The organism is Halioglobus sp. D3-4, assembly GCF_055809315.1.
The window spans coordinates 2,949,638-2,971,847 of the sequence record NZ_CM147907.1; the positions used below are offsets into that span (position 1 = coordinate 2,949,638).

Consider the following 22,210-nt stretch of genomic DNA (forward strand, 5'->3'; position numbering starts at 1 on the left):
ACCGCGCAGCGGTTTTGACGTCCGGCCCCGCCAGGGGCGTACTGGCGGTACTTGTTACTGGTGCGGCTTGATGATGCGCCAACGAAGAAATAGACCGGAGCGCTAGCGGAGGCAACCTTGCGAACGAAGCTGACTGGCAAAGCAAATGCACGTTTTGTGGCTCTCCCTGCTACAGCGTGACTGAACGAAACTGATGCCCCTAATACTACCTGCGATATCGAAACCAGACTACCCGCTTGATGCTGGCTAGAAGTTTACCGGAAGCAGCGTTGCTCAAGCCCCCGAGATGTTCGTGAACGCCGCACAGTAACGCTTACCGCAGCGGCGACGAAACCGCGCAGCGGTTTTGACGTCCGGCCCCGCAGGGGCGCACTGGCGGTACTTGTTATGCAGACCTTCCACCGAAACCCCCTATAGCAATTCTAGCCGTAGCTCCGAACATATATCCTGCTAATGCTGTGACCAAAATACTGAAGCCTAAGACCGGCCCCAGTATGATAGCTTCGGGGTAGCTGTCCATGAAAGCTCCTAGTGGAATCACGACCACTAGGAATCCAAGAATAACACCAAGATGAAACAGCCAAAAATCTCGAATCCTTTGTAGAGCCGTGATCAAACCAGAGAAAAAAACTATCACTAGAGACACGTACAAACCCCAATAGTTACTGATCGCTGTCAATGCTACCGCCACAAACCCATAGGCCAGAGACTGTAAGTGACTAGTCTGCATAACGCTTCAAGCAGGGGCGGCCGGTAGGCCGTCCCGGCGCGACGCGCCCTTGCTGCCTTGACTTGTTAGGTGTCAGCATACGTAACACCTTGCATCACGTTCTCTTCAAAGTATGTAACAAAAGAGGGACCCAGAGATCGTTTATAATTTGGCCAGCTATCCTCAAAATACTGCATACTCAACATTGAACGGGCGCCAAAATCCTGTATCGCCTCTTCTCTCAAAGTGCCTTCGCGTATTTCCCTGTATATCTGCTCATAAATGTTCAGAACAGATATAAGGTACATATCAAGAATGACGCACTTATCTATATCCAGATCCGCCCGCCCCGCATTCTCAGAGAAGACCTTATTCATCGCGTCGCGGAAGACAATGTCAGTTGCAAAAGTGGCGTTTATTGAATTTAGGTCACTATTCGGAACACGCCATGCTTCCGCCCTTGCCAATCGGTTGCTAACTAAAACCTGAGTGGCCAGATAGATCAGCGAGATCACTACCGCCGCGGCCCCTACGACTTCTCCGATCGCTGCGATCGCATCCCAATTCATTCCATTACCTCAATGACACCTAACGCTTACCGCAGCGGCGGGCGAGCCGCGCAGCGGTTTGACCGTCCGGCCCCGAAGGGGCGTACTGGCGGTACTTGTTATTGGGCCTGAACAAACCCAACCCCAAAAGCTAGTCCATAGGCGCCAACAAGCGCCAAAAGTGAAAGCATGAAAACCCACCTTTTAGGCTCTGCGGATTCAGGCCAGATGACACCCCAGAATAATAGTAAGGGAAAGAGCATCTTGAAGTAGCCTGGGCCCTGATCTGTCCCCTGCTGCCATGCAAAATTGACGTAGAGAATTAGCCAAACCACAAATGCCAGTTGAAAGATGACTTCCACGGAATTCATCGAGATTCTACCCGAAGGCCCTATAACGCTTACCGCAGCGGCGGCGAAACCGCGCAGCGGTTTTGACGTCCGGCCCCGCCAGGGGCGCACTGGCGGTACTTGTTACTGGTGCGGCTTGATGATGCACCAACGAAGAAACAAGCCGGAGCACTAGCGGAGGCAACAATACGAACGAGGCTGACGGGTAAGACAAATGCACGTTTTGTGGCTCTCCCTGCTACAGCGTGACTGAACGAAACTGATGGACCTAATACTACCTGCGATCTCGAAACCAGACTACCCGCTTGATGCTGGCTAGAAGTTTACCGAAAGCAGTGTTGCTCAAGCTACCGAGATATTCGTGAACGCCGCACAGTAACGCTTGCCGCAGCGGCGGCGAAACCGCGCAGCGGTTTTGACGTCCGGCCCCGCCAGGGGCGTACTGGCGGTACTTGTTACTGGTGCGGCTTGATGATGCGCCAACGAAGAAATAGACCGGAGCGCTAGCGGAGGCAACCTTGCGAACGAAGCTGACTGGCAAAGCAAATGCACGTTTTGTAGTTCTCCCTGCTACAGCGTGACTGAACGAAACAGATGATCCTAATACTACCTGCGATTTTGAAACCAGACTACCCGCTTGATGCTGGCTAGAAGTTTACCGGAAGCAGCGTTGCTCAAGCCCCCGAGATGTTCGTGAACGCCGCACAGTAACGCTTGCCGCAGCGGCGGCGAAACCGCGCAGCGGTTTTGACGTCCGGCCCCGCCAGGGGCGTACTGGCGGTACTTGTTACTGGTGCGGCTTGATGATGCGCCAACGAAGAAATAGACCGGAGCGCTAGCGGAGGCAACCTTGCGAACGAAGCTGACTGGCAAAGTAAATGCACGTTTTGTGGCTCTCCCTGCTACAGCGTGACTGAACGAAACTGATGATCCTAATACTACCTGCGATTTTGAAACCAGACTACCCGCTTGATGCTGGCTAGAAGTTTACCGGAAGCAGCGTTGCTCAAGCCCCCGAGATGTTCGTGAACGCCGCACAGTAACGCTTGCCGCAGCGGCGGCGAAACCGCGCAGCGGTTTTGACGTCCGGCCCCGCCAGGGGCGTACTGGCGGTACTTGTTACTGGTGCGGCTTGATGATGCGCCAACGAAGAAATAGACCGGAGCGCTAGCGGAGGCAACCTTGCGAACGAAGCTGACTGGCAAAGTAAATGCACGTTTTGTGGCTCTCCCTGCTACAGCGTGACTGAACGAAACTGATGATCCTAATACTACCTGCGATTTTGAAACCAGACTACCCGCTTGATGCTGGCTAGAAGTTTACCGGAAGCAGCGTTGCTCAAGCCCCCGAGATGTTCGTGAACGCCGCACAGTAACGCCTACCGCTGCGGCGCGGAAACCGCGCAGCGGTTTTTGCGTCCGGCCCCGAAGGGGCGCACAGCCGGTTTTTGTTAGGCTGCACGCTGGGCTCCAAGCAGTAGGGCATTCAAATCTCCGTTAACTTTATAACTATTTATAAAGAGATAAGCGCTAAGAAACAGAGCCCCGCCCAGAAAGGCAAACAGACCAAATAATAGCCCTAATACAGAGAAGTGATGGCGCCAAGATACCCACAAACCAGAAAGAATAAGAAAGCACATAAAATCGAAATTGAACTGCCCTGGCCATCCCATTGCCGCCATATCTCCGAAGAATACCGCGAACAGGTTCCAGCCATGTTCCGAAAAAGTGATGATCGTATACACGGAGATTGCGATGAAAATGGCTGCAAGGATAAGTCTCAGTTTGTTCATTATAAGTTTACCTTTTTTCGAATTACGCTGGGTCAAACTTCCAGGGCTGCCTAACGCTTCAAGCAGGGGCGCCGGTTACGGCGTCCCGGCGCGAAGCGCCCTTGCTGCCTTGCCTTGTTACATTTTGATAGTCATTCAATAGCAAGTAAGCCTCGCCTTCGCTAATGTCTTCTACGCCATTCTCTTTATTGTAGATGTTTAGCAATGCGCCAAAGAAAAATGCGATTTGATCAAACCTTGGCCAGTCGTAGCCAAGATCGGAGGCGCTATCTTCCAACAGACTACAGTCAAAAAGCGGCGTCTTCATTCTTGCAATAAATCGTCTTTGAGAGTCAGATAGCAGTTTTACTCTAGCTATGCCGTCCTGTGCTCTCATGATGACCTCTTCTATGTCGCTTACCACGAAATCCATCGCTTCCTGGTGAAGTTCCACACATGAAACTCCAATTCGGGACTCAGTTGTCTTGATGCGATCTTCGTTGTCTGTCTCAGTGTATGACCTTTGCATAAGTTCCGGAAAGGATACTGCCGCGAGAAGACCGCCCAGAACCAGTCCTGCCCCGCAGACAATCGAAATGACTAGGTATTTCAAATAGTTCAAATTTTCTCCGAAGAAATGTAACGCTTGCAGCAGCGGCGCGGAAACCGCGCAGCGGTTTTGGCGTCCGGCCCCGTAGGGGCGTACTGCCGGTACTTGTTATGTGGCCGCACTCGCTCGATAACAGATACACCGCACATTAAAAACTTGCCCCGCCAGTTATTCTTGCACTAGATCCGCTGCCGATATTCCCGCCCATGGCAGCAATAAACAGAAAAATGAGCAAAGCAGAGAAAACAGCTATGGCGATCCAATTCTGCTTGATCTTCCACCAAGGCAGAGCACTTTGGCCAGTGTTTTTACGTTGCTTAGATATCCGACTCATGACAAGGCCACATAACGCCTTGCTAAACGGCAGCCGAACCGCAGGTTTGGCTGTCCGGTGGAGGCCCGCAGGGCCGGAACGAATTTGAGCAACTTGTTAAATAGCACTTCTACCCGGACCAATTACTATTGCGATACCAGCCACATAATATGCCACCAAAACCAGCCATTGATATGTGGCTCCAAAAAGTACGAAAATACCGCCCCATTTCAAATATGGTAAGGAAATTTGGCCTAGTGGGGTTTTACATAGGGAAACAAAACTCTTGCGTGCACCATCTCGCCCCCAGGCTGCCAAAGTAAGATTATAGAAATACCAAAGCACCACTGTATTGATGGCTATAAGAAAGATACCAAGGAATCCTAGCGCGATGTTCATTGTGCTCTTTAACGCCGCCGGCACAGGCGAGCGGAACGCAGTGTAGCGAGTCCAGCGCACGAAGTGCGCGGCGTGCCCGGCTTTGTTATGTGCTTACCGCCACTTACCATCGCCTTTTCCATCTGCTGGACCTATAAGAGAATCTACACGCTCGGCGAGGATAGTCTTTTTGGCCTCTGTTAATGCCGCTGAATCAGATTCAAACATATCATCCCATACGGTCGAATTATTGAATTCATCGACGACTTCTAGCACCCAACCCGTGCCTCCTTCTAATCGATATATTTCGACATTTACAGTCCTGCCGCCGCTCGATATTTCCTGGGACAGAGAAGATAGCTCTAGTTTCGGTTCATCATTCATAGATATCGGCTTTCTTCTTACTCTCTAAGGCACATAACGCTTCAAGCAGGGGCCGCTGTTAAGCGGTCCCGGCGCGAAGCGCCCTTGCTGCCTTGACTTGTTATATGCTTTGAAGCTCTATTTTTCAGTATCACGCTTTCTCCTCGCAAGAAAGCCAACAGCAATACCGGCTATTGTTGTAACGAAAGCCTTAGCCCAGTGGAATGATGCATCTAAGGCTTCGGGTATATTTTTATCGTGGGCTGTATCAAAGTTCAATGCCTTGTATCCAACGTAACCACACATTCCGATCAGAATGAATATTATGGATACTGCAACCCAGTCCATACTGCGCTCATGCTTGGCTTTTTTCGCTTCTTCGTCCATGTATCTTCCCCTTCCTTGTTGTTCGATGACGGCTAGGTCATATAACGCCTGTGGCAGCGGCGGCTAAACCGCGCAGCGGTTTTGCCGTCCGGCCCCGCAGGGGCGTACTGCCCGCGCTTGTTAATTGGCCCGGTACTCACCGATGACCTCTATTTTGCCTACGATATTATCATTGAGTTCCTCAAGTTCACCGTCCGGGATCCACCACTCAGTATGATGCGATGCGCCGACCGTCTGGATCTCGTAGCGATCCATGAACGAACGCTTTACGTTGAATTTAGTAACGTAGCCTACGCCGCTATCTTTTATATTCCACTGAGACGCAATTTCAATTGCATATAGTTCGTTTGTTACAGGATAGAATATGGGCTGCCCTGGAAGCCTTTTGGGCCAGCGTAAGTTCCCTGAATCCTGCACAAGCTTCAACTCTTCAGGTCCTGTTGGACGATATAGCGTTACTGTTTCTTCGGAGTACGACATAGGGCTAATTAACGCTTACCGCAGCGGCGGCGAAACCGCGCAGCGGTTTTGACGTCCGGCCCCGCCAGGGGCGCACTGGCGGTACTTGTTACTGGTGCGGCTTGATGATGCGCCAACGAAGAAATAGGCCGGAGCGCTAGCGGAGGCAACCTTGCGAACGAAGCTGACTGGTAAAACTGATGCACGTTTTGTGGCCCTCCCTGCTACAGCGTGACTGAACGAAACTGATGGACCTAATACTACCTGCGATTTCGAAAGTGGACTACCCACCTGATGCGGACTAAAAACTTGCCGAAGGCGGCGCTACTCAGCACTTCCGAGATGTTCGCGAACGCCGCTCAGTAACGCTTACCGCAGCGGCGGGCGAACCGCGCAGCGGTTTGACCGTCCGGCCCCAATAGGGGCGCACTGGCGGTACTTGTTATACGTGCACACTTAGATTTGAATTGGCTCATCGTAAACCTCGACATGAATGCCATTAAAGATGCCTTGAACCTTTAGGATAACCTCTTCGTTTTGTGGCTCGCGGGAATAGATGTTTGTTTCACACACCGGGCTCCGACAAATGATGGCGAATTCATTTCCATCAGTTTCATATGCCCATAACGGCTCGTGGCCACCGAACGTGGCTAGTGTATCTGTTTCAATATAATGGGGGTCACCCAACGCTGCCCTTACTTCCGCCTCACCAATATTGATCGCGGCAATCTGATAGGCATGCCATTTCAGAGGAAGATCTAGTCGATTCATGACGTATAACGCCTACGGCAGAGGCAGCCACTGTGTGGCTGTCCCAGCTGGCCGTTCTTGTTAAGCATCCCGATAACCTCTGCGATATGCAACTACACAGCATAGTAGGCCAGATGCGTGAACTAGCCCAAATGCTAGTACCACTAGAACCGTACCTCGACGGGAATTGCTCATGAACTCTGAATAATGTTCCCAAAGCCAATTTGTCACTGGAAGTGCTAAAAGGCCGCTGAGGAGTATTATTACTAGGCCTACTAGAAATAGCCCCGAGCCTGGCCTGCCTCGTAATAGAACAAACCCGATGACTAAAACTACGAATGCCGGAAGATTCGTTACCAAGGTATCAAATAGTATGCTGTTGGCTTCCATGCTCGATCTCGGGCTGCTTAACGCCCAGCGCAGAGGCGGACTGCACAGCAGGCCGTCCTGCACGCGTAGCGTGCGTACTGGCGCTGCTTGTTAACAGTACCGCTAGCTAAAGTAGGCATAAGCAACCCAACCAGAGAGCCACGGAAGCCAATAAATGAAGAGAAACCCGAGATATGTTACTACCCCCTCAAAACCACGTGTACGAACCAAATAGTAGATTAGTAGAGCAGGTAAAAATAGATAAAGGAAGAAACCAAAATCGAATGGCCTTTCGAAGTTCTTGCCTTGTGAATCTCTTTGAACCCACATGCTCACTAGGATAACGAAGAAGAAGGCCCAAGCCAGGTCGGTGGATGCAGATACCGTCTCTTCTTTCAGATTAAGCGCAATCTCGACTCCTGCTACTCCCCCGCAAAGAAGCAACAAAACGACCAGGATATAGGAATTAGCACGTATCATATTCGGTACTGTTAACGCTCACCGCAGCGGCGGCGAAACCGCGTAGCGGTTTTGATGTCCGGCCCCGAAGGGGCGTACTGGCGGTGCTTGTTAGAGAGACTGGCCAACCCGGCCCCTTTGGTTGTAATTAATTTCTTCTAGCAATGACTTCCCTATTTCATACGCTCTTTCTTTATACTCTGAGCGAATTTCGATGTCCCGATTAGTATGAATTACATAGGGAATTTTTGCTTCAGTAAGTCTAGTTGCAAGCGTATCCATATAATCTTTATTGCCAAAGCAAAAGCGAGTGCTGGATTCGATTTCGGGAGCTATCCTATCCTCTAGTAGCGGGCAATACTCCAAGTCTTGAGTACTGGCCTCAAACGACAAAATAGCGAGCATCAGAGCTAGCACGGATCTCATAGAAGTCTCTCTAACGCCTGCGGCAACGGACGCGCTGTAGCGCGGTCCGGCGACCGAAGGGAGCGAATTGCCCGCCTTTGTTAAGTGGCATTTCTACTCGCATATACGCAAATACCACATTGGACGAATAAAGCCTACTGTTAGTATAGGGGAAAGAAGCAGAATGACAGCAACGACAAAAACAAGTAATCCTGCCTGGCTACGAACGTTCTCAGAGCATATATATTTCTGATATGTAAAAAGACCAAGAGGCAACGCAGTAACCAAGCTGGCCGGAACTGAAAAGAGCCAAACATAGGCTGCTCCTATAGCGGCCTCACCCTCGTAGACCTTGGTTTCGAAGATGAGCAACGCTAGTACTCCTGCCAATTGACTGAGCAATATCAAAACTACTATGTATGCAGTCTTGCTCAGAACTAAGCCACTTAACGCTTAGCGCAACGGCGGCGAAACCGCGCAGCGGTTTGGACGTCCGGCCCCGCAGGGGCGCATTGCCGCTTCTTGTTATGTTTTTCGCTTGGAAACATAGTATTTAAAAACCAATATCTGTAATGAAGCAACTATGCCAAAGAATGCAGCCGATACCAAATTGGTAGCCACTAATACAACGACCGAAAAAACTGCTGCGGCCAGAAGGTACGTGAAATAGCTGCCGTCTGTGTATTTGCAAATGACCCAATGTGCAGGGATTCCGACAATTAGCCAGCCTACAAACGAGAATAGTAGATAGACTGATACAAAAAGAATGAGAGAAGTCAGCAAACCAAAAAAATCTTTAGCAGAAACTGGAGCGCCCAGTTCTATGGAAAAATAGAAAACGAAAAGTACGCCTACTAAGGCAATACTCTTTAACATTGCGGTATCCCAAGCACCTAGATGCAACTTACTCTCCTGAAACATAACGCTTACCGCAGCGGCGGCGAAACCGCGCAGCGGTTTTGACGTCCGGCCCCGCCAGGGGCGCACTGGCGGTACTTGTTACTGGTGCGGCTTGATGATGCACCAACGAAGAAACAAGCCGGAGCGCTAGCGGAGGCAATAATACGAACGAGGCTGACTGGTAAGACAAATGCACGTTTTGTGGCTCTCCCTGCTACAGCGTGACTGAACGAAACTGATGGACCTAATACTACCTGCGATCTCGAAACCAGACTACCCGCTTGATGCTGGCTAGAAGTTTACCGAAAGCAGTGTTGCTCAAGCTACCGAGATATTCGTGAACGCCGCACAGTAACGCTTCAAGCAGGGGCCGCTGTTAAGCGGTCCCGGCGCGAAGCGCCCTTGCTGCCTTGACTTGTTACATGGCCGGATCATTGGCACCCCTGCCGCAATTCATACACTTTACCGCCAAAATATTGGATGGGCCTAGCGGAAAGCGGCCGAGCCACCGCATGAAGAAATGTTTACCGCAGTGAGGGCAACGTGGGTGCCCGACCGAGAGCCCCAGTATAACCCCAAGCACGAATATGGCCTGCGAAACGTACAAAACACTAGTAGGGACTCCTGGGTAGATAAAGGAGACAACTACTCCGAGTAGACCAGAAATAATTAGGGACGCCCCAAGGTTTCTGCGACGAAGTTTTCGATGCAATATTGATAGGTCATCTTTGTCAGAGTCGTGAGTCATGAATTAGGCCATGTAACGCTTACCGCAGCGGCGGCGAAACCGCGCAGCGGTTTTGACGTCCGGCCCCGCTAGGGGCGCACTGGCGGTACTTGTTACTGGTGCGGCTTGATTATGCACCAACGAAGAAATAAGCCGGAGCGCTAGCGGAGGCAACTTTGCGAACGAAGCTGACTGGTAAAACTGATGCACGTTTTGTGGCCCTCCCTGCTACAGCGTGACTGAACGAAACTGATGGACCTAATACTACCTGCGATTTCGAAAGTGGACTACCCACCTGACGCAAGCCACAAGCTTGCCGAAAGCAACGCTACTCAAGCTCCTGAGATGTTCGCGAACGCTGCACAGTAACGCCCACGTAAAGTGCGCGCTGTAAGCGCGTCACTTTTCACGTGCTTGTTAAGCGGCCGACACATTGATCTTTACACCAAGTGAATGAAGCACTTTTTGCACCGTCTCATACCTTGGCTTTGCGCCCGGCGCGAATGCCTTATATAGACTTTCCCGACCCAAGCCTGATTCCTCTGCGATGGCAGACATGCCTCTCGCTTTGGCGACATGACCAATCGCGGCGAGGAACACACCAGGATCGTCTTCTTCAAGTGCAGCGGAGAGATACTCCGCGATGGTTTCTTCACTATCGAGATACGCACTAGGGTCAAACTCGGTAATTTTGATCATGCCGTTTACTCCGCTCTTAGTTCAGCCATCATTCTCCGAGCATGAGCTATGTCCTTGCTTTGGCTCGACTTGTCTCCACCGCAAAGAAGGAGAACCACCAAACCAGACTTGCGAGTGTAATAGATTCGAAAACCTGGCCCAAAATGTATTCTAAGTTCATGCAACCCGGAGCCCAAAGATTTTGAATCTCCAGTATTTCCTTGCCGCAGAGACTCAATTCGGACCAATATCTTTGCAATTGCCCTTCGGTCTTTCAGTTTCGAAAGCCATTTTGCAAAGTTATCTGTCTGCTGAACTTGATACATCCACGAATTGTATCCATATAGATACATTTCTGCAACACGCGCGATAGTCGATAAGGCCGCTTAACGCTTCAAGCAGGGGCCGCTGTTAAGCGGTCCCGGCGCGAAGCGCCCTTGCTGCCTTGGCTTGTTAATGGGCCGATTAGTAGTAATAGGCATAAGAGATTAGACCAAAGAATTCAGGCAGCAAGTATATAGAGATGAAGCCCATATATGTGACTAGACCTTCATGCCCCCTACTTCGTAAGAGGTAATAGAGAAGTAGCACTGGCAGGAAGAGATAAAGAAAGAGGCCAAAATCGAAAGGTTTATCGAAGTTCCCGGACTTTTTGTCATAAAGGACCCAGGTGCCCACAAGAACGACGTTCAGAAAACCCCAAAAAAGCCAAATTCTTTCTGAAAGCGTTTCGCCTTCTAGATTCATCTGGAACTCAACGAAGGACATACCAACAGCGATCAATAGAAGAGTGGAAATTATTAGAGTGGGCACATTTCTCATTTGAGGCCCATTAACGCTCACCGCAGCGGCGGCGGAACCGCGCAGCGGTTTTGGCGTCCGGGCCCGCAGGGCCGAACTGCCGGTTCTTGTTAAGTGTTTTCTTCAAATTTCTGAACCCATTTTCCCCTGAGCTTCTTGACTGACTTTTTTGGTGCCCAATGTACCCTTGAGAAAGAATCACTAACTCCTATGTGGGTAAAAGGGCTTTTAAACATACACTCTTCGTCATAAGGGAAAAAATAGTCGGCGTGTTCTCCCACTTCGAGTGTTAGAGGCAGTTTGCTGGAGTACGGATTCTCGTAGTCGTGCACAATAAACGCATTCTTTTCCTTCTTCGTCAGTTTCTTGGCAATTGAAGTCTCCTTAAGGAGAATTGCGTTCAACCTGACGGTCCCGGGGCCATGATTCGTGGCCGAGATTCCGATGTAATCCGGACTCGGTGCCATCCCAGCGCCCACGATATTCTTGATGGCGATCGTGACAACTACCTTCGGCTTCAACACTACATCCCGGTAAACGTTCCACCCAAGGCTTAGCGCTGCAAGCAAAACTGAAAATACGCTGATTATTATTGCTACAGTGGCCTGATCCATGGGTAACACTTAACGCTTCAAGCAGGGGCCGCTGTTAAGCGGTCCCGGCGCGAAGCGCCCTTGCTGCCTTGCCTTGTTATTGGGCCGGCTCATCTACGAAGCCCCCCTGTGGACTCTTTATGAAACTCTCAGTTAACGGCATGAGTGCACGTAACCCACCATCATCGATACTACCGAGGACCCTAATGTCTCCGCCGGGCTTGTCATCCCAGAATATCTGGACTTCAATCTGGAAAGGTTTGAGACGCTCATCGGTTTCTACTTTGCCTACAAGGCTCGACAGCTCACCATAGGGCTTGGCTCTGTAGTCATCCAGATATGCCAAAAGAGAACGGCGTGCTATCTCTTCATCCATGATTAGGCCCAATAACGCCAAGCCAAGGGGCGCCCAAACCGACGGTTTGGGCGTCCCGCGGAGGCCCGAAGGGCCGCAGTGCACTTGGGCACCTTGTTATGTGTGTTGCTACAGTGAATCTTCATATTCCTTTATGTAGTGGTCTATTTCATGCGCTGTTCCCGTGTGCGTGAGATCACCAGTAGTTTTGTTAACGATGATAGGCGCATTGCCACCCAACATGTCACGAAAGTCACCGCTCTCCAAATAAGCCTTACTTTGATAAAAGAACACCCAGCCCCACGGTTTTTCAATAGTCTCGTCTTCGAGAATAGAACATTCAATGGGGTTGTATTTGTCTTTGCTTTTTTCCAGTTCGGCCTCGACCAAACACTGGGCATCTCTCGTATTCATCGGCCTGACACATAACGCTTCAAGCACTGGCGGCGAAACCGCACAGCGGTTTTGACGTCCATGTGGCTTGACTTGTTAAGCATTTCGCGGCTCCTGCACTAAGTCGTAATGTAACGCTTGCGCACTGAGCCATGAATCTGGAAACTCTGCTTTGTTGTAAACAACTTCCTTGATCGCAAACTGCACCTGTTTGGCACAAACCACGGGGTGAACTTCCCCTACTCCAGTTCCTAAGCCAGGAACTGCTACAGTCTCGATCATCTCAGAAACAGGAACACCACGATACTCGCCGTGTGCAATAAGAATCAAAATGGCTCGCATAGCCAAGTATGGATTCGCGGAATTGTGGAGTGTTTGTGGTACTCTCATAGTCGGTGCTGAAATTAGATAGGGAATCAAATCGTTTTCAGTTTCCACTAATTGAGCTTGCCCCACCAAAAGCTGGCCTCGATGGTCCGTTTTAATGACAGTTTGTAGGCGCTCCTGGACACCCCAACCAAAATGCTTGCTATAAACCATATCAACTCCGCCATCCATATAGCCGTAACTATTGGCCGGACTTACAACAGCATCGCACGCAACATCCAGAATTGAGCCCCGATATACCTCGACACAATCCAGATTTCCACAAAAATTGTTCCATGCATCTTCAAGAGCATCATCAAAAGCTGTGAGAATAATTTTCAGAGTGATCTCTCCAGATGCTTAACGCTTACCGCAGCGGCGGCGAAACCGCGCAGCGGTTTTGACGTCCGGCCCCGCCAGGGGCGTACTGGCGGTACTTGTTACTGGTGCGGCTTGATGATGCACCAAAGAAGAAATAAGCCGGAGCGCTAGCGGAGGCAACAATACGAACGAGGCTGACTGGTAAGACAAATGCACGTTTTGTCGCTCTCCCTGCTACAGCGTGACTGAACGAAACTGATGGACCTAATACTACCTGCGATTTCGAAAGTGGACTACCCACCTGATGCGGACTAAAAGCTTGCCAAAAACGGCGCCACTCAGGACACTGAGATGTTCGTGAACGCTGCACAGTAACGCTGACGGCAGCGGGCGGCCGGTACGGCCGTCCGGCGACCGCAGGGAGCGCACTGCCCGTACTTGTTATGCACTGCCGTTTTCCGATGTTGCATTGTCCAATTTTACGACGGGTATCCCCTCAATGATGGACGGCTCAATTAGGCGGAAGTTGACCGCCACGATGTCTTCAGAGCATAGCTCAGTTGTGACGTAGTGCGTAACGCAGCCGCAATTGGTGCACCGCATAAATTCGAGATGGCGATCTCCCCAAACGTAAGCCTCTGATCCAGCACTACCCTCCCTTACAGTGATCTGATCTGGCGTGTAGTACCCCCACAGCACCGCATAGCTACGGCAGATGGAGCAATTACAGTCTGCTAGATATTCAGGTAGCTCGTCGATTTCGACCTGGATGTTTTTGCAATGGCAAGTTGCAGTGAGAGTCATGGACTAGGCTGCATAACGCCTAGCGCAACGGTGGCGAAACCGCGCAGCGGTTTTGACATCCGGCCCCGCCAGGGGCGTATTGGCGCTACTTGTTGCTGGTGCGGCTTGATGATGCACCAACGAAGAAATGGGCCGAAGCGCTAGCGGAGGCAACAATACGAACGAAGCTGATAGGTAAAGCGAATGCACGTTTTGTTGCCCTCCCTGCTACAGCGTGACTGAACGAAACTAATGGACCTAATACTACCTGCGATTTCGAAAGTGGACTACCCACTTGGAACTGGCGCGAGACTTGATGGAAGCACACATCTTCAAGTTCACAAGATATTGGCGGACGCCGCCCAGTAACGCTTACCGCAGCGGCGGCGAAACCGCGCAGCGGTTTTGACGTCCGGCCCCGCCAGGGGCGTACTGGCGGTACTTGTTACTGGTGCGGCTTGATGATGCACCAACGAAGAAATAAGCCGGAGCGCTAGCGGAGGCAACAATACGAACGAGGCTGACTGGTAAGACAAATGCACGTTTTGTCGCTCTCCCTGCTACAGCGTGACTGAACGAAACTGATGGACCTAATACTACCTGCGATTTCGAAAGTGGACTACCCACCTGATGCGGACTAAAAGCTTGCCAAAAACGGCGCCACTCAGGACACTGAGATGTTCGTGAACGCTGCACAGTAACGCTTGCGGCAACGGACGCGCGGTAGCGCGGTCCGGCGACCGAAGGGAGCGAATTGCCCGCCCTTGTTATGTGTTGCCTGACTCGAACTGGAATGCATAAATTAACGGTAAGAAGATAAATGCAGCCGAAAAAATTAGCAGAAAAACTCTCTTTTCGGGCTCATTTGGAGCAGCAGAGATAAACCCTATTCCCATCGTATTGTTGTGGGCGTAGTTATAGAACTGGCGCAAACCCAGAAATGCTAACAAGAAAGAGAAAACGAAACCCTTCATGGCCTCATTCTGGCCTCCCAGCAGCCATGAAGCTACAGATATTGTTACCAAAAAACCGACTGTGGCTATTCGAAAGTAGTTCATGCGTACAAGCTACCTAAACACATAACGCCTGCCGCAGCGGCGCACAAAACGCGCAGCGGTTTGGGCGTCCGGCCCCGTAGGGGCGCACTGCCGGCTCTTGTTATGTGCACGGCTACTTAAGGACAAAATCAACTCCATATGCTTTCTCTGCCAATGTCCTAATGTTCTTACTTTCACATTCCCCTAATGAAAGTTCAATAACGTCGTTTGTTGCCCATTCGTAGGCCAATTCGTCACAGTACCCTGCATAGACCACATGTCGAGAAGTCGGAGGTAGGATTCCATTCGCTGGTCCGATAAAAAGATATGTTCCGTAGGGGGCGTGCCTGTCCCCGTCAGACATATAGTAGTACTCATATATTGAGGTATGGCCATCAGGGGATGGCTTAGATCCTTTCTCCTCCCAGCTATTCGGGGTCAGATACAGGAGTGCTGCCGCTCCCAGGCATGACAGAAGAAAGAAAACGATCATGGTTCTACGCACGATGGTTAGTGCACATAACGCTTACAGCTGGGGCGCAGAAACCGCGTAGCGGTTTTTGTGTCCCAGCAGCCTGTACTTGTTATGTGTCCGAAACTAGCCAACAATTTCTTCACACTTCCTTGTAAAAAAATGAGATTGCTCCAATGTATTATGAAAGATTTCATCATATTGCTCTTTCGGAAATCCGGGATACAGCTCATCGTAAGGCTCTTTATAGTACTGATGCACGATCTTGTTCCGAAGCGAGTTGAATCTTTTGAAGCTAGAATATTCCTCATGATCAATCTGATTTAAAATGCGCAGGACCTTCAATGCATCGTTTAGAGATATCGTATCAGCGAGCTCATAGGCTACTTTGTGCTCAGTATCGAAGGAAATTGCTCCAATGAGAGCAAGGAATGATCTCGCTTGATTTTCCAAATATCCATGTAATGTCTGTATCGCTTCGATGAAGTAGCCATCATCATAGGCTCGCTGCGCTGATTCATCTGGCAGTCCTTTCCATCTTATATACTGCATACGGAGCTCCTAGAGCACATAACGCTTACCGCTGCGGCGCAGAAACCGCGCAGCGGTTTTTGCGTCCGGCCCCGCAGGGGCGCACAGCCGGTACTTGTTATGGTCAGAGACACTCACTCAGTGGTACCTGAATTTGAATCTTGGTACACTCTCGTACATGATCCTTCGACGCACGCAGCCCTTTTCCTCCCTTGTGGGCATACGGGAACTGGACAAGAATTGCCACCCGCTGCCAAATACCTCCTCTCTAACTCCTCCAACTCTGTAACTCGTTGCGGATTGACCGATATCGTGCCACACGGATTGAAGCACCGTGATCCAGGAAGAAGAACACAGTCAGAATCTGAGTTACATTCTCTGCTGCTAGTGAAAAGTTGATGCCATTGCATCGACAACGTTTCACTATCATCTTCGACTCCAACGCAAGCTGCAAGTAAAGCAAGAATCGAAACTACTAATATCATCGATAATTGGTTCATTCTCAATTCGCACCATAACGCTTACCGCAGCGGCGGCGAAACCGCGCAGCGGTTTTGACGTCCGGCCCCGCAGGGGCGCACTGCCGGTTATTGTTAAGTGCTTTGATTGGCATGCGCTCGCCTCTTTGAATTACGCACAGATTTTTATATAGAGTACGACACAAAAGGAGGTTTGGCGAACAGAATGATGCCCCAACCAATGACTACCTGGCGGGTGCGCTTTGTTGGAATTTTGCAGGGCCATAGAGCGGACGGGTATGTTGCTTGTACGCGGAATGCTCCGACTACAAGAACGCGAGCCAATCATCTGAACTACTCCGTCCCATCTCAAGCGGGATGAACCAAACACTCGCGTGGTCGAGCATTTAACGCTTACGTAACGGGCCGCAAAACCGCGCAGCGGTTTGGAGGTCCGAGCATTGCGAAGCAATGCGGCAGTTGACGTACTTGTTAGGTGCTTTACTGACGACCACAGTACTCACCTCCGCGCCTATATAGCATTACATCAAATTCGCCAGATACCAGGGAGCAAATTTTGTCTAGAACACTGATATTATCAGGGCTCACCAAAAACCATACTTCTTGCTTTTGAGTTGAGCGGATATTTCGTGCGAAGGGCACGAGTTTTTCAAGAGCAGAATGGCTTGAAATGTGCTTCAGGTCGATTACGATCGGCCTAGTTGCTTTTATCGATCGGAATTCTGAGTCGAATTCAGTCAAAGAAACTAGAGAGCTGCGCTGCGCACTATTTTCAATAGCATCGTGACTTAGAAAGAGCTCTCCTTGCCATTCAGATAAATCAAACTCCCAGTTTTTGAAACAGAGTGACTCTTGTTTGGAGGCTATTCCCTTCATACCCTCTATTGAGTTGGAATCAAATTGTTCGAAATCACCGCCAAGTCGATGACCAATATTAGCAGGGGAACATCCATCATCTCCCGAATAATCGAAGTAACGCTCCTGTGAATGGGCAACTCCCCCAAAATGAAGAAGAAGAAGCACAGCCAGAACGATCTCTTTCGGTAGTATTTTCATGGTTTGATCGACCCGCTAGGCACCTAACGCTTCAAGCAGGGGCCGCTGTTAAGCGGTCCCGGCGCGAAGCGCCCTTGCTGCCTTGACTTGTTAATGTGCCGTTTCACCAAAATCGATTCCGCATTCCGGACAAAAATTCAATTTCTTAGACTGAAGCGCAGTTTGGCCAAGCCTCGCCTGACATCTAGGACAGCATACCGAAAACAATATATAGAGGATTGCTCCGCCAAAAATCATGAAGCCAGGAATAAATAAAAGAGCGAATTCATCCCCCAACGCTACACCGGCGAAACAAAGTAGCCAACCTGAGATTCCAATCTTCTTAGCTTTGCTCATCTTTGCTTGGATTTCTTGCCGGATGGTCATGTAGGCACCTTAACAGTTAAGAATGAGGAATCGATCAGATACCACAATTCTATATAAATACATTTTCATCCAGTGATTTAAAACAACTATTCCAAAGATAACAACCACTTCCATCGGGCGGGCCATCTCCAAATGTAGATAAAGAGATTTTGGTGGACAAAAACTCACCATTTTTGATCACTACTTATTGAACCCTTTGCTATTAACTTCTTTAAAAACAGATATTTACATTCTGCGGATCGCTTTTGACGAAGAGTTCCGTTGAAAAACCGCCTTGAAAAATATTGATTCTCGTATACTGTATAAATATACAGTATTTATCAGGCACGCAACGTGGACGATATCCGCCCCGCAATCCCATCTGGCTCTCAAAGGTTTATCCACTGTCTTCAACGTGATCTGCGCGACAGGGGGTATGCTTACCAGACAGAAAAAACCTATCTCCATTGGATAAGGCGCTTTATTGTTTTCCACAAAAAGCAACACCCGAAGACTTTGGGCGCACAGCATATCAACGAGTTTCTCAGCGCTCTGGGGCATGATCGACACTGCTCTCCCGGCACGCAGCGTATCGCCCTTAACGCACTCATTTATCTGTATCGCAAGTATCTACAGATAGAATTGGAAGCCCTAAGCTTTGAAAAAGCTCCCCAGCGGCGGCGCTTGCCTGTAGTGCTCACTCACGCGGAGGTGAAGAGTATTCTTGAGCAACTGCAGGGTAAGCATCGGCTTATGGTAGAACTGCTTTATGGCTGTGGGCTGCGGCTGAATGAGTTGCTGTCTCTGAGGGTCAAGGATCTGGACTTCGAGCTTTCCACAATCACTGTACGCTCTGGAAAGGGAGACAAAGACCGAGTCACCCTTATGCCGCAAAGTTTGAAAGAACGCCTTCAGATGCAGGTAGAAAGTACTGCTCGGTTGCACCAGCAAGATCTACTTGATGGCTATGGTGCTGTCTATATGCCGCATGCGCTGGCCAGAAAATATCCCCGCGCCGCACGAGAAATAGGCTGGCAGTTTCTATTTCCCGCTACCTGTATCGGGCGCGATCCGCGCAGCGGTGAGTTACGTCGGCATCATCTGCACAACACCACACTGCGCAAAGCAGTAGGACACGCCCGGCGTAAGGCGGGTATTACTAAAGCCGTAAAATGCCACACATTTCGCCATAGCTTCGCCACGCGTTTGTTACAGCAGGGCTACGATATTCGAACTATCCAAAAACTGCTCGGGCACAGCGATGTCCGTACTACAGAAATCTATACTCACGTACTGGGCCGCGGAGCTATGGGTGTTATCAGTCCGGTTGATGGCTGACTATGTCCTACGTCGAACTCCATTGCCTCAGCTGCTACAGCTTCCTGCGCGCTGCCTCCCACCCCCATGAACTGGTGGAGCGCGCCGCCGCACTGGGTTATCGCGCGCTGGCGATCACCGACGAGTGCTCTTTCGCCGGGATAGTGAAAGCCCATGTGGCGGCAAAGGAACTGGGGTTGCAGTTGATCATCGGCAGCGAACTGGTGCTGGAGGAAGGGCTGCGTCTGGTAGCACTGGTACCTTCACGGGCAGCGTACAGCGAGTTGTCCGGCCTGATCAGCATGGCGCGACGGCGCAGTCCCAAAGGGGAGTATCGGGTTGCGTTGCGCGATGTCATCTTTCACCTGAAGCGCTGCCTGCTGATCTGGCTACCGCAAAGCAATGACGAGCACAGTTACGCCTATGGTTTACAACTCAAGCGTTTGTGCAAGGAGCGCCTGTGGCTTGGCGTAAGCCACCTGCTGGGCAACAATGAGGTGCAGCGCTACTTCGCGTTACATACGCTAGCCCAAAAACTGGCTATACCTATGGTGGCCTGTGGCGATGTGCGTATGCATGTGGCCACCCGCAAGCCATTGCACGATGTGTTCACCGCTCTGCGTCACAACACCAGTATTGCGCAACTGGGCACGCGGCGTCTCGGCAATAGCCAACAGCACCTGCGCACGTTGGACAAACTGCAACGTCTCTACCCAACGGCACTGCTGGATGAAACCCTGCGTATTGCGCAGCTGTGCGATTTCTCTCTGGATGAGTTGCGTTACGAGTATCCTGAAGAAGTGGTACCACCGGGGTACGATGCCAGTCGCTACCTGCGTGAACTGGTGGCGCAGGGGATCACTGCGCGCTGGCCCCGGGGAGTCTCCCAGGCGCTGCAACAACGTATTGATACCGAGTTGGCCCTGATAGAGGAACTGCACTACGAGTACTACTTCCTCACTGTGTACGACATTGTGCGCTTCGCCCGATCGCGCAATATTCTGTGCCAGGGTCGGGGTTCGGCGGCCAACTCGGTGGTGTGCTACTGCCTGTTCATCACTGAGGTCTCGCCCGAGCAGATCTCATTGTTATTCGAGCGCTTCATTTCCCGCGAGCGCGACGAGCCGCCGGATATCGATGTGGATTTCGAGCACGAGCGGCGCGAGGAGGTCATTCAGTACATCTATGAAAAGTATTCCCGCAAGCGCGCCGCGCTGGCCGCCACGGTCATCACCTACCGCTCGCGCAGTGCCGTGCGCGATGTCGGCAAAGCGCTGGGGCTGGATGCGGTGTTCGTGGACGATCTCGCCAAATCCATGGCCTGGTGGGATCGCACAGCCGATCTCGCCAAACGGTTTGAAGAGCACGGTGTAGCCGGGCACAGTCGGCAGGCAGAGCTGTTCTACTCTCTGGTACAACTGGTACTGGGGTTTCCCCGCCACCTGTCACAGCACGTCGGCGGGTTTGTCATCACCCGCAGCCCTATCTCTACCCTGGTGCCGGTGGAAAACGCCAGCATGGACGATCGCACCGTCATTCAGTGGGACAAGGAAGACATCGAGTCCATGGGCCTGCTCAAGGTGGATGTGCTGGCACTGGGTATGCTGTCGGCCATCCGTAAAAGCCTGCAAATGGTGCACCGCTACTGCCCCGCGATCAAAACCGTCAGTGATATTCCGAAGGAGGACGCGGCTACCTACCGCATGCTGCAGCAGGCCGATACCATCGGCGTGTTCCAGATCGAATCACGTGCGCAGATGTCCATGCTGCCCCGGCTCAAGCCGGAGTGTTTTTATGATCTGGTCATTGAGGTTGCCATCGTGCGCCCCGGCCCCATTCAAGGTGACATGGTACACCCCTATCTGCGGCGCAAGCAGGGGCTGGAGCCGGTCACCTATCCCAGCGATGCCATCAGGGAAGTGCTGGAGCGCACGCTGGGGGTCCCTATTTTTCAGGAGCAGGTGATCAAACTGGCGATGGTGGCAGCGGGCTTTTCCGGCGGCGAGGCCGATCAGCTACGCCGCGCAATCACCAACTGGGGCAAGAACAGCAAGTTGCTCACGTTTGAGAAAAAGCTGACACGCGGCATGATTGAACGCGGCTACGATGGCGATTTTGCCCGGCGCCTGTTCGAGCAGATCAAGGGCTTTGGCGGCTACGGCTTTCCGGAATCACACTCCGCCAGCTTCGCACTGCTGGCTTACATTTCTGCCTGGCTCAAGTGCCACCACCCCGCAGCTTTTTTTGCCGGCCTGCTCAATAGCCAACCGATGGGGTTTTACAGCCCCTCGCAGTTGCTTCAGGATGCCCGCCGCCACGGCATTGCGGTTTTGCCTATCGACGTCAATCATTCCAGTTGGGACCACCAGTTACTGGATCACCGCTCTACCAAAAGCAGCCAGCCGACACTCCGTCTGGGCCTGCGCCTGGTGAAGGGCCTGAGCCGTGAAGGAGCCCAGCGCGTGGCGGAGGCGCGGCAGCGCCAACCCTTCCGCCAGATCAGCCACCTGCGGCAATGGGCCACATTGGACAAACGCGACATGGAGGCCCTGGCCGATGCCGATGCACTGCAGTCATTGAGCGGCCATCGCCACCAGTCACAGTGGCAGATCATGGCACTGGAACAGCCCCGGCCGCTGCTGCGCGACGAACTCAGCCAGAGCGCGAGTTACTTCGATGACGGCATACAGCTACCGGCGCCGCAGGTCGCTGAGGAAGTGCTTTCCGATTACCGCGCCACCGGCCTCACCCTGCGCGCCCACCCGATGAGCCTGCTGCGTGACCGCTACCCATTCAATCGCTGCAAGCGCCACATAGATCTGGCGGCATTGGGCAACAGGCGGTTCGTGCGAATCGCCGGGCTTGTCACTTGCCGCCAGCGTCCCGGCAGTGCCTCGGGCGTGCTGTTTCTCACACTGGAAGATGAAACAGGCAACAGCAATATCGTTGTGTGGAAACGCACACAACAACATTTTCGCCAGGCGCTGATGAGCGGGCAGTTACTGCTGGTAAAGGGTATCGTGGAGAGCAAGGATAATGTCATCCACGTCATTGCCGGCGCCCTGTATGATTACACACACGAACTGGACCAACTGCGCGTGCAGTCGCGGGATTTTCACTAAAGCGCCCAGCTGTCCGGGCGACAACGGAATATAGTTGATCTGGATTATGGCAATTCAAGTAGA

20 protein-coding genes are annotated in these 22,210 nt (G+C 51.4%); 2 read left to right on the forward strand and 18 right to left on the reverse strand.

Translation table 11 applies throughout. The features are described from left to right. Positions 1-795: 795 nt before the first annotated feature. The 18 genes from AC0L6S_RS12710 to AC0L6S_RS12795 form a co-directional block, all read right to left on the reverse strand. Entirely contained in the window at positions 796-1,278 is a 483-nt protein-coding gene (locus AC0L6S_RS12710; RefSeq protein WP_473424354.1) for a hypothetical protein, read from the reverse strand. A gap of 1,779 nt (positions 1,279-3,057) precedes the next feature. Beyond that, on the reverse strand, positions 3,058-3,399 hold the full coding sequence (locus tag AC0L6S_RS12715; RefSeq protein ID WP_473424355.1) for a hypothetical protein: 342 nt from the start codon (positions 3,397-3,399) through the stop codon (positions 3,058-3,060). 58 nt (positions 3,400-3,457) lie between these two features. After that, complete coding sequence (locus tag AC0L6S_RS12720) at positions 3,458-4,000, reverse strand: hypothetical protein (RefSeq protein ID WP_473424356.1); 543 nt, start codon at positions 3,998-4,000, stop codon at positions 3,458-3,460. 793 nt (positions 4,001-4,793) lie between these two features. Next, positions 4,794-5,063 (reverse strand): hypothetical protein, encoded by a 270-nt coding sequence (locus tag AC0L6S_RS12725; RefSeq protein WP_473424357.1) that lies wholly within the window; start codon positions 5,061-5,063, stop codon positions 4,794-4,796. Positions 5,064-5,180: 117 nt separating this feature from the next. Further along, positions 5,181-5,429 (reverse strand): hypothetical protein, encoded by a 249-nt coding sequence (locus AC0L6S_RS12730; RefSeq protein ID WP_473424358.1) that lies wholly within the window; start codon positions 5,427-5,429, stop codon positions 5,181-5,183. A gap of 120 nt (positions 5,430-5,549) precedes the next feature. After that, positions 5,550-5,684 carry a hypothetical protein gene (locus AC0L6S_RS12735; protein ID WP_473424359.1) on the reverse strand — a complete coding sequence of 45 codons (135 nt, stop codon included), beginning with the start codon at positions 5,682-5,684 and terminating at the stop codon, positions 5,550-5,552. A gap of 660 nt (positions 5,685-6,344) precedes the next feature. Further along, on the reverse strand, positions 6,345-6,659 hold the full coding sequence (locus tag AC0L6S_RS12740; RefSeq protein WP_473424360.1) for a hypothetical protein: 315 nt from the start codon (positions 6,657-6,659) through the stop codon (positions 6,345-6,347). A 1,737-nt stretch (positions 6,660-8,396) separates the two neighbouring features. After that, positions 8,397-8,747, reverse strand: a complete 351-nt coding sequence (locus AC0L6S_RS12745; protein WP_473424361.1) for a hypothetical protein — start codon at positions 8,745-8,747, stop codon at positions 8,397-8,399. Between the two features lie 1,168 nt (positions 8,748-9,915). Then, positions 9,916-10,197: an addiction module antidote protein gene (locus AC0L6S_RS12750; protein ID WP_473424362.1), complete on the reverse strand. Its 282-nt coding sequence runs from the start codon at positions 10,195-10,197 to the stop codon at positions 9,916-9,918. A gap of 5 nt (positions 10,198-10,202) precedes the next feature. Continuing rightward, entirely contained in the window at positions 10,203-10,529 is a 327-nt protein-coding gene (locus tag AC0L6S_RS12755; RefSeq protein ID WP_473424363.1) for a type II toxin-antitoxin system RelE/ParE family toxin, read from the reverse strand. 558 nt (positions 10,530-11,087) lie between these two features. Then, positions 11,088-11,591, reverse strand: coding sequence for a hypothetical protein (locus AC0L6S_RS12760; RefSeq protein ID WP_473424364.1), 504 nt, complete (start codon positions 11,589-11,591; stop codon positions 11,088-11,090). Positions 11,592-11,667: 76 nt separating this feature from the next. Next, complete coding sequence (locus AC0L6S_RS12765; RefSeq protein WP_473424365.1) at positions 11,668-11,946, reverse strand: hypothetical protein; 279 nt, start codon at positions 11,944-11,946, stop codon at positions 11,668-11,670. Between the two features lie 108 nt (positions 11,947-12,054). Next, the gene (locus tag AC0L6S_RS12770; protein ID WP_473424367.1) at positions 12,055-12,339 is read right to left on the reverse strand and encodes a YrhB domain-containing protein; all 285 of its coding nucleotides are present in this window, start codon (positions 12,337-12,339) and stop codon (positions 12,055-12,057) included. A gap of 75 nt (positions 12,340-12,414) precedes the next feature. Next, entirely contained in the window at positions 12,415-13,032 is a 618-nt protein-coding gene (locus AC0L6S_RS12775) for a macro domain-containing protein (RefSeq protein ID WP_473428594.1), read from the reverse strand. Between the two features lie 414 nt (positions 13,033-13,446). Then, positions 13,447-13,809: a GFA family protein gene (locus AC0L6S_RS12780; RefSeq protein WP_473424368.1), complete on the reverse strand. Its 363-nt coding sequence runs from the start codon at positions 13,807-13,809 to the stop codon at positions 13,447-13,449. Positions 13,810-15,423: 1,614 nt separating this feature from the next. Continuing rightward, complete coding sequence (locus tag AC0L6S_RS12785; RefSeq protein WP_473424369.1) at positions 15,424-15,849, reverse strand: hypothetical protein; 426 nt, start codon at positions 15,847-15,849, stop codon at positions 15,424-15,426. Between the two features lie 938 nt (positions 15,850-16,787). After that, positions 16,788-17,363, reverse strand: coding sequence for a hypothetical protein (locus AC0L6S_RS12790; RefSeq protein ID WP_473424370.1), 576 nt, complete (start codon positions 17,361-17,363; stop codon positions 16,788-16,790). Positions 17,364-17,453: 90 nt separating this feature from the next. Then, on the reverse strand, positions 17,454-17,729 hold the full coding sequence (locus tag AC0L6S_RS12795) for a hypothetical protein (RefSeq protein ID WP_473424371.1): 276 nt from the start codon (positions 17,727-17,729) through the stop codon (positions 17,454-17,456). A 333-nt stretch (positions 17,730-18,062) separates the two neighbouring features. On the opposite strand from AC0L6S_RS12795, the gene AC0L6S_RS12800 reads away from it, so the two are divergent. Continuing rightward, entirely contained in the window at positions 18,063-19,046 is a 984-nt protein-coding gene (locus tag AC0L6S_RS12800) for an integron integrase (protein ID WP_473424372.1), read from the forward strand. A 2-nt stretch (positions 19,047-19,048) separates the two neighbouring features. After that, positions 19,049-22,147: an error-prone DNA polymerase gene (locus AC0L6S_RS12805; protein WP_473424373.1), complete on the forward strand. Its 3,099-nt coding sequence runs from the start codon at positions 19,049-19,051 to the stop codon at positions 22,145-22,147. Positions 22,148-22,210 lie beyond the last annotated feature (63 nt).

Coding starts and splice junctions, on each gene's coding strand:
- AC0L6S_RS12790 (WP_473424370.1), bottom strand. CDS start 17,363: ATGAAAATACTACCGAAAGAGATCGTTCTGGCTGTGCTTCTTCTTCTT.
- AC0L6S_RS12750 (WP_473424362.1), bottom strand. CDS start 10,197: ATGATCAAAATTACCGAGTTTGACCCTAGTGCGTATCTCGATAGTGAA.
- AC0L6S_RS12715 (WP_473424355.1), bottom strand. CDS start 3,399: ATGAACAAACTGAGACTTATCCTTGCAGCCATTTTCATCGCAATCTCC.
- AC0L6S_RS12725 (WP_473424357.1), bottom strand. CDS start 5,063: ATGAATGATGAACCGAAACTAGAGCTATCTTCTCTGTCCCAGGAAATA.
- AC0L6S_RS12740 (WP_473424360.1), bottom strand. CDS start 6,659: ATGAATCGACTAGATCTTCCTCTGAAATGGCATGCCTATCAGATTGCC.
- AC0L6S_RS12795 (WP_473424371.1), bottom strand. CDS start 17,729: ATGACCATCCGGCAAGAAATCCAAGCAAAGATGAGCAAAGCTAAGAAG.
- AC0L6S_RS12780 (WP_473424368.1), bottom strand. CDS start 13,809: ATGACTCTCACTGCAACTTGCCATTGCAAAAACATCCAGGTCGAAATC.
- AC0L6S_RS12805 (WP_473424373.1), top strand. CDS start 19,049: ATGTCCTACGTCGAACTCCATTGCCTCAGCTGCTACAGCTTCCTGCGC.
- AC0L6S_RS12770 (WP_473424367.1), bottom strand. CDS start 12,339: ATGAATACGAGAGATGCCCAGTGTTTGGTCGAGGCCGAACTGGAAAAA.
- AC0L6S_RS12735 (WP_473424359.1), bottom strand. CDS start 5,684: ATGGATCGCTACGAGATCCAGACGGTCGGCGCATCGCATCATACTGAG.
- AC0L6S_RS12755 (WP_473424363.1), bottom strand. CDS start 10,529: ATGTATCTATATGGATACAATTCGTGGATGTATCAAGTTCAGCAGACA.
- AC0L6S_RS12760 (WP_473424364.1), bottom strand. CDS start 11,591: ATGGATCAGGCCACTGTAGCAATAATAATCAGCGTATTTTCAGTTTTG.
- AC0L6S_RS12785 (WP_473424369.1), bottom strand. CDS start 15,849: ATGCAGTATATAAGATGGAAAGGACTGCCAGATGAATCAGCGCAGCGA.
- AC0L6S_RS12710 (WP_473424354.1), bottom strand. CDS start 1,278: ATGAATTGGGATGCGATCGCAGCGATCGGAGAAGTCGTAGGGGCCGCG.
- AC0L6S_RS12745 (WP_473424361.1), bottom strand. CDS start 8,747: ATGTTAAAGAGTATTGCCTTAGTAGGCGTACTTTTCGTTTTCTATTTT.
- AC0L6S_RS12765 (WP_473424365.1), bottom strand. CDS start 11,946: ATGGATGAAGAGATAGCACGCCGTTCTCTTTTGGCATATCTGGATGAC.
- AC0L6S_RS12730 (WP_473424358.1), bottom strand. CDS start 5,429: ATGGACGAAGAAGCGAAAAAAGCCAAGCATGAGCGCAGTATGGACTGG.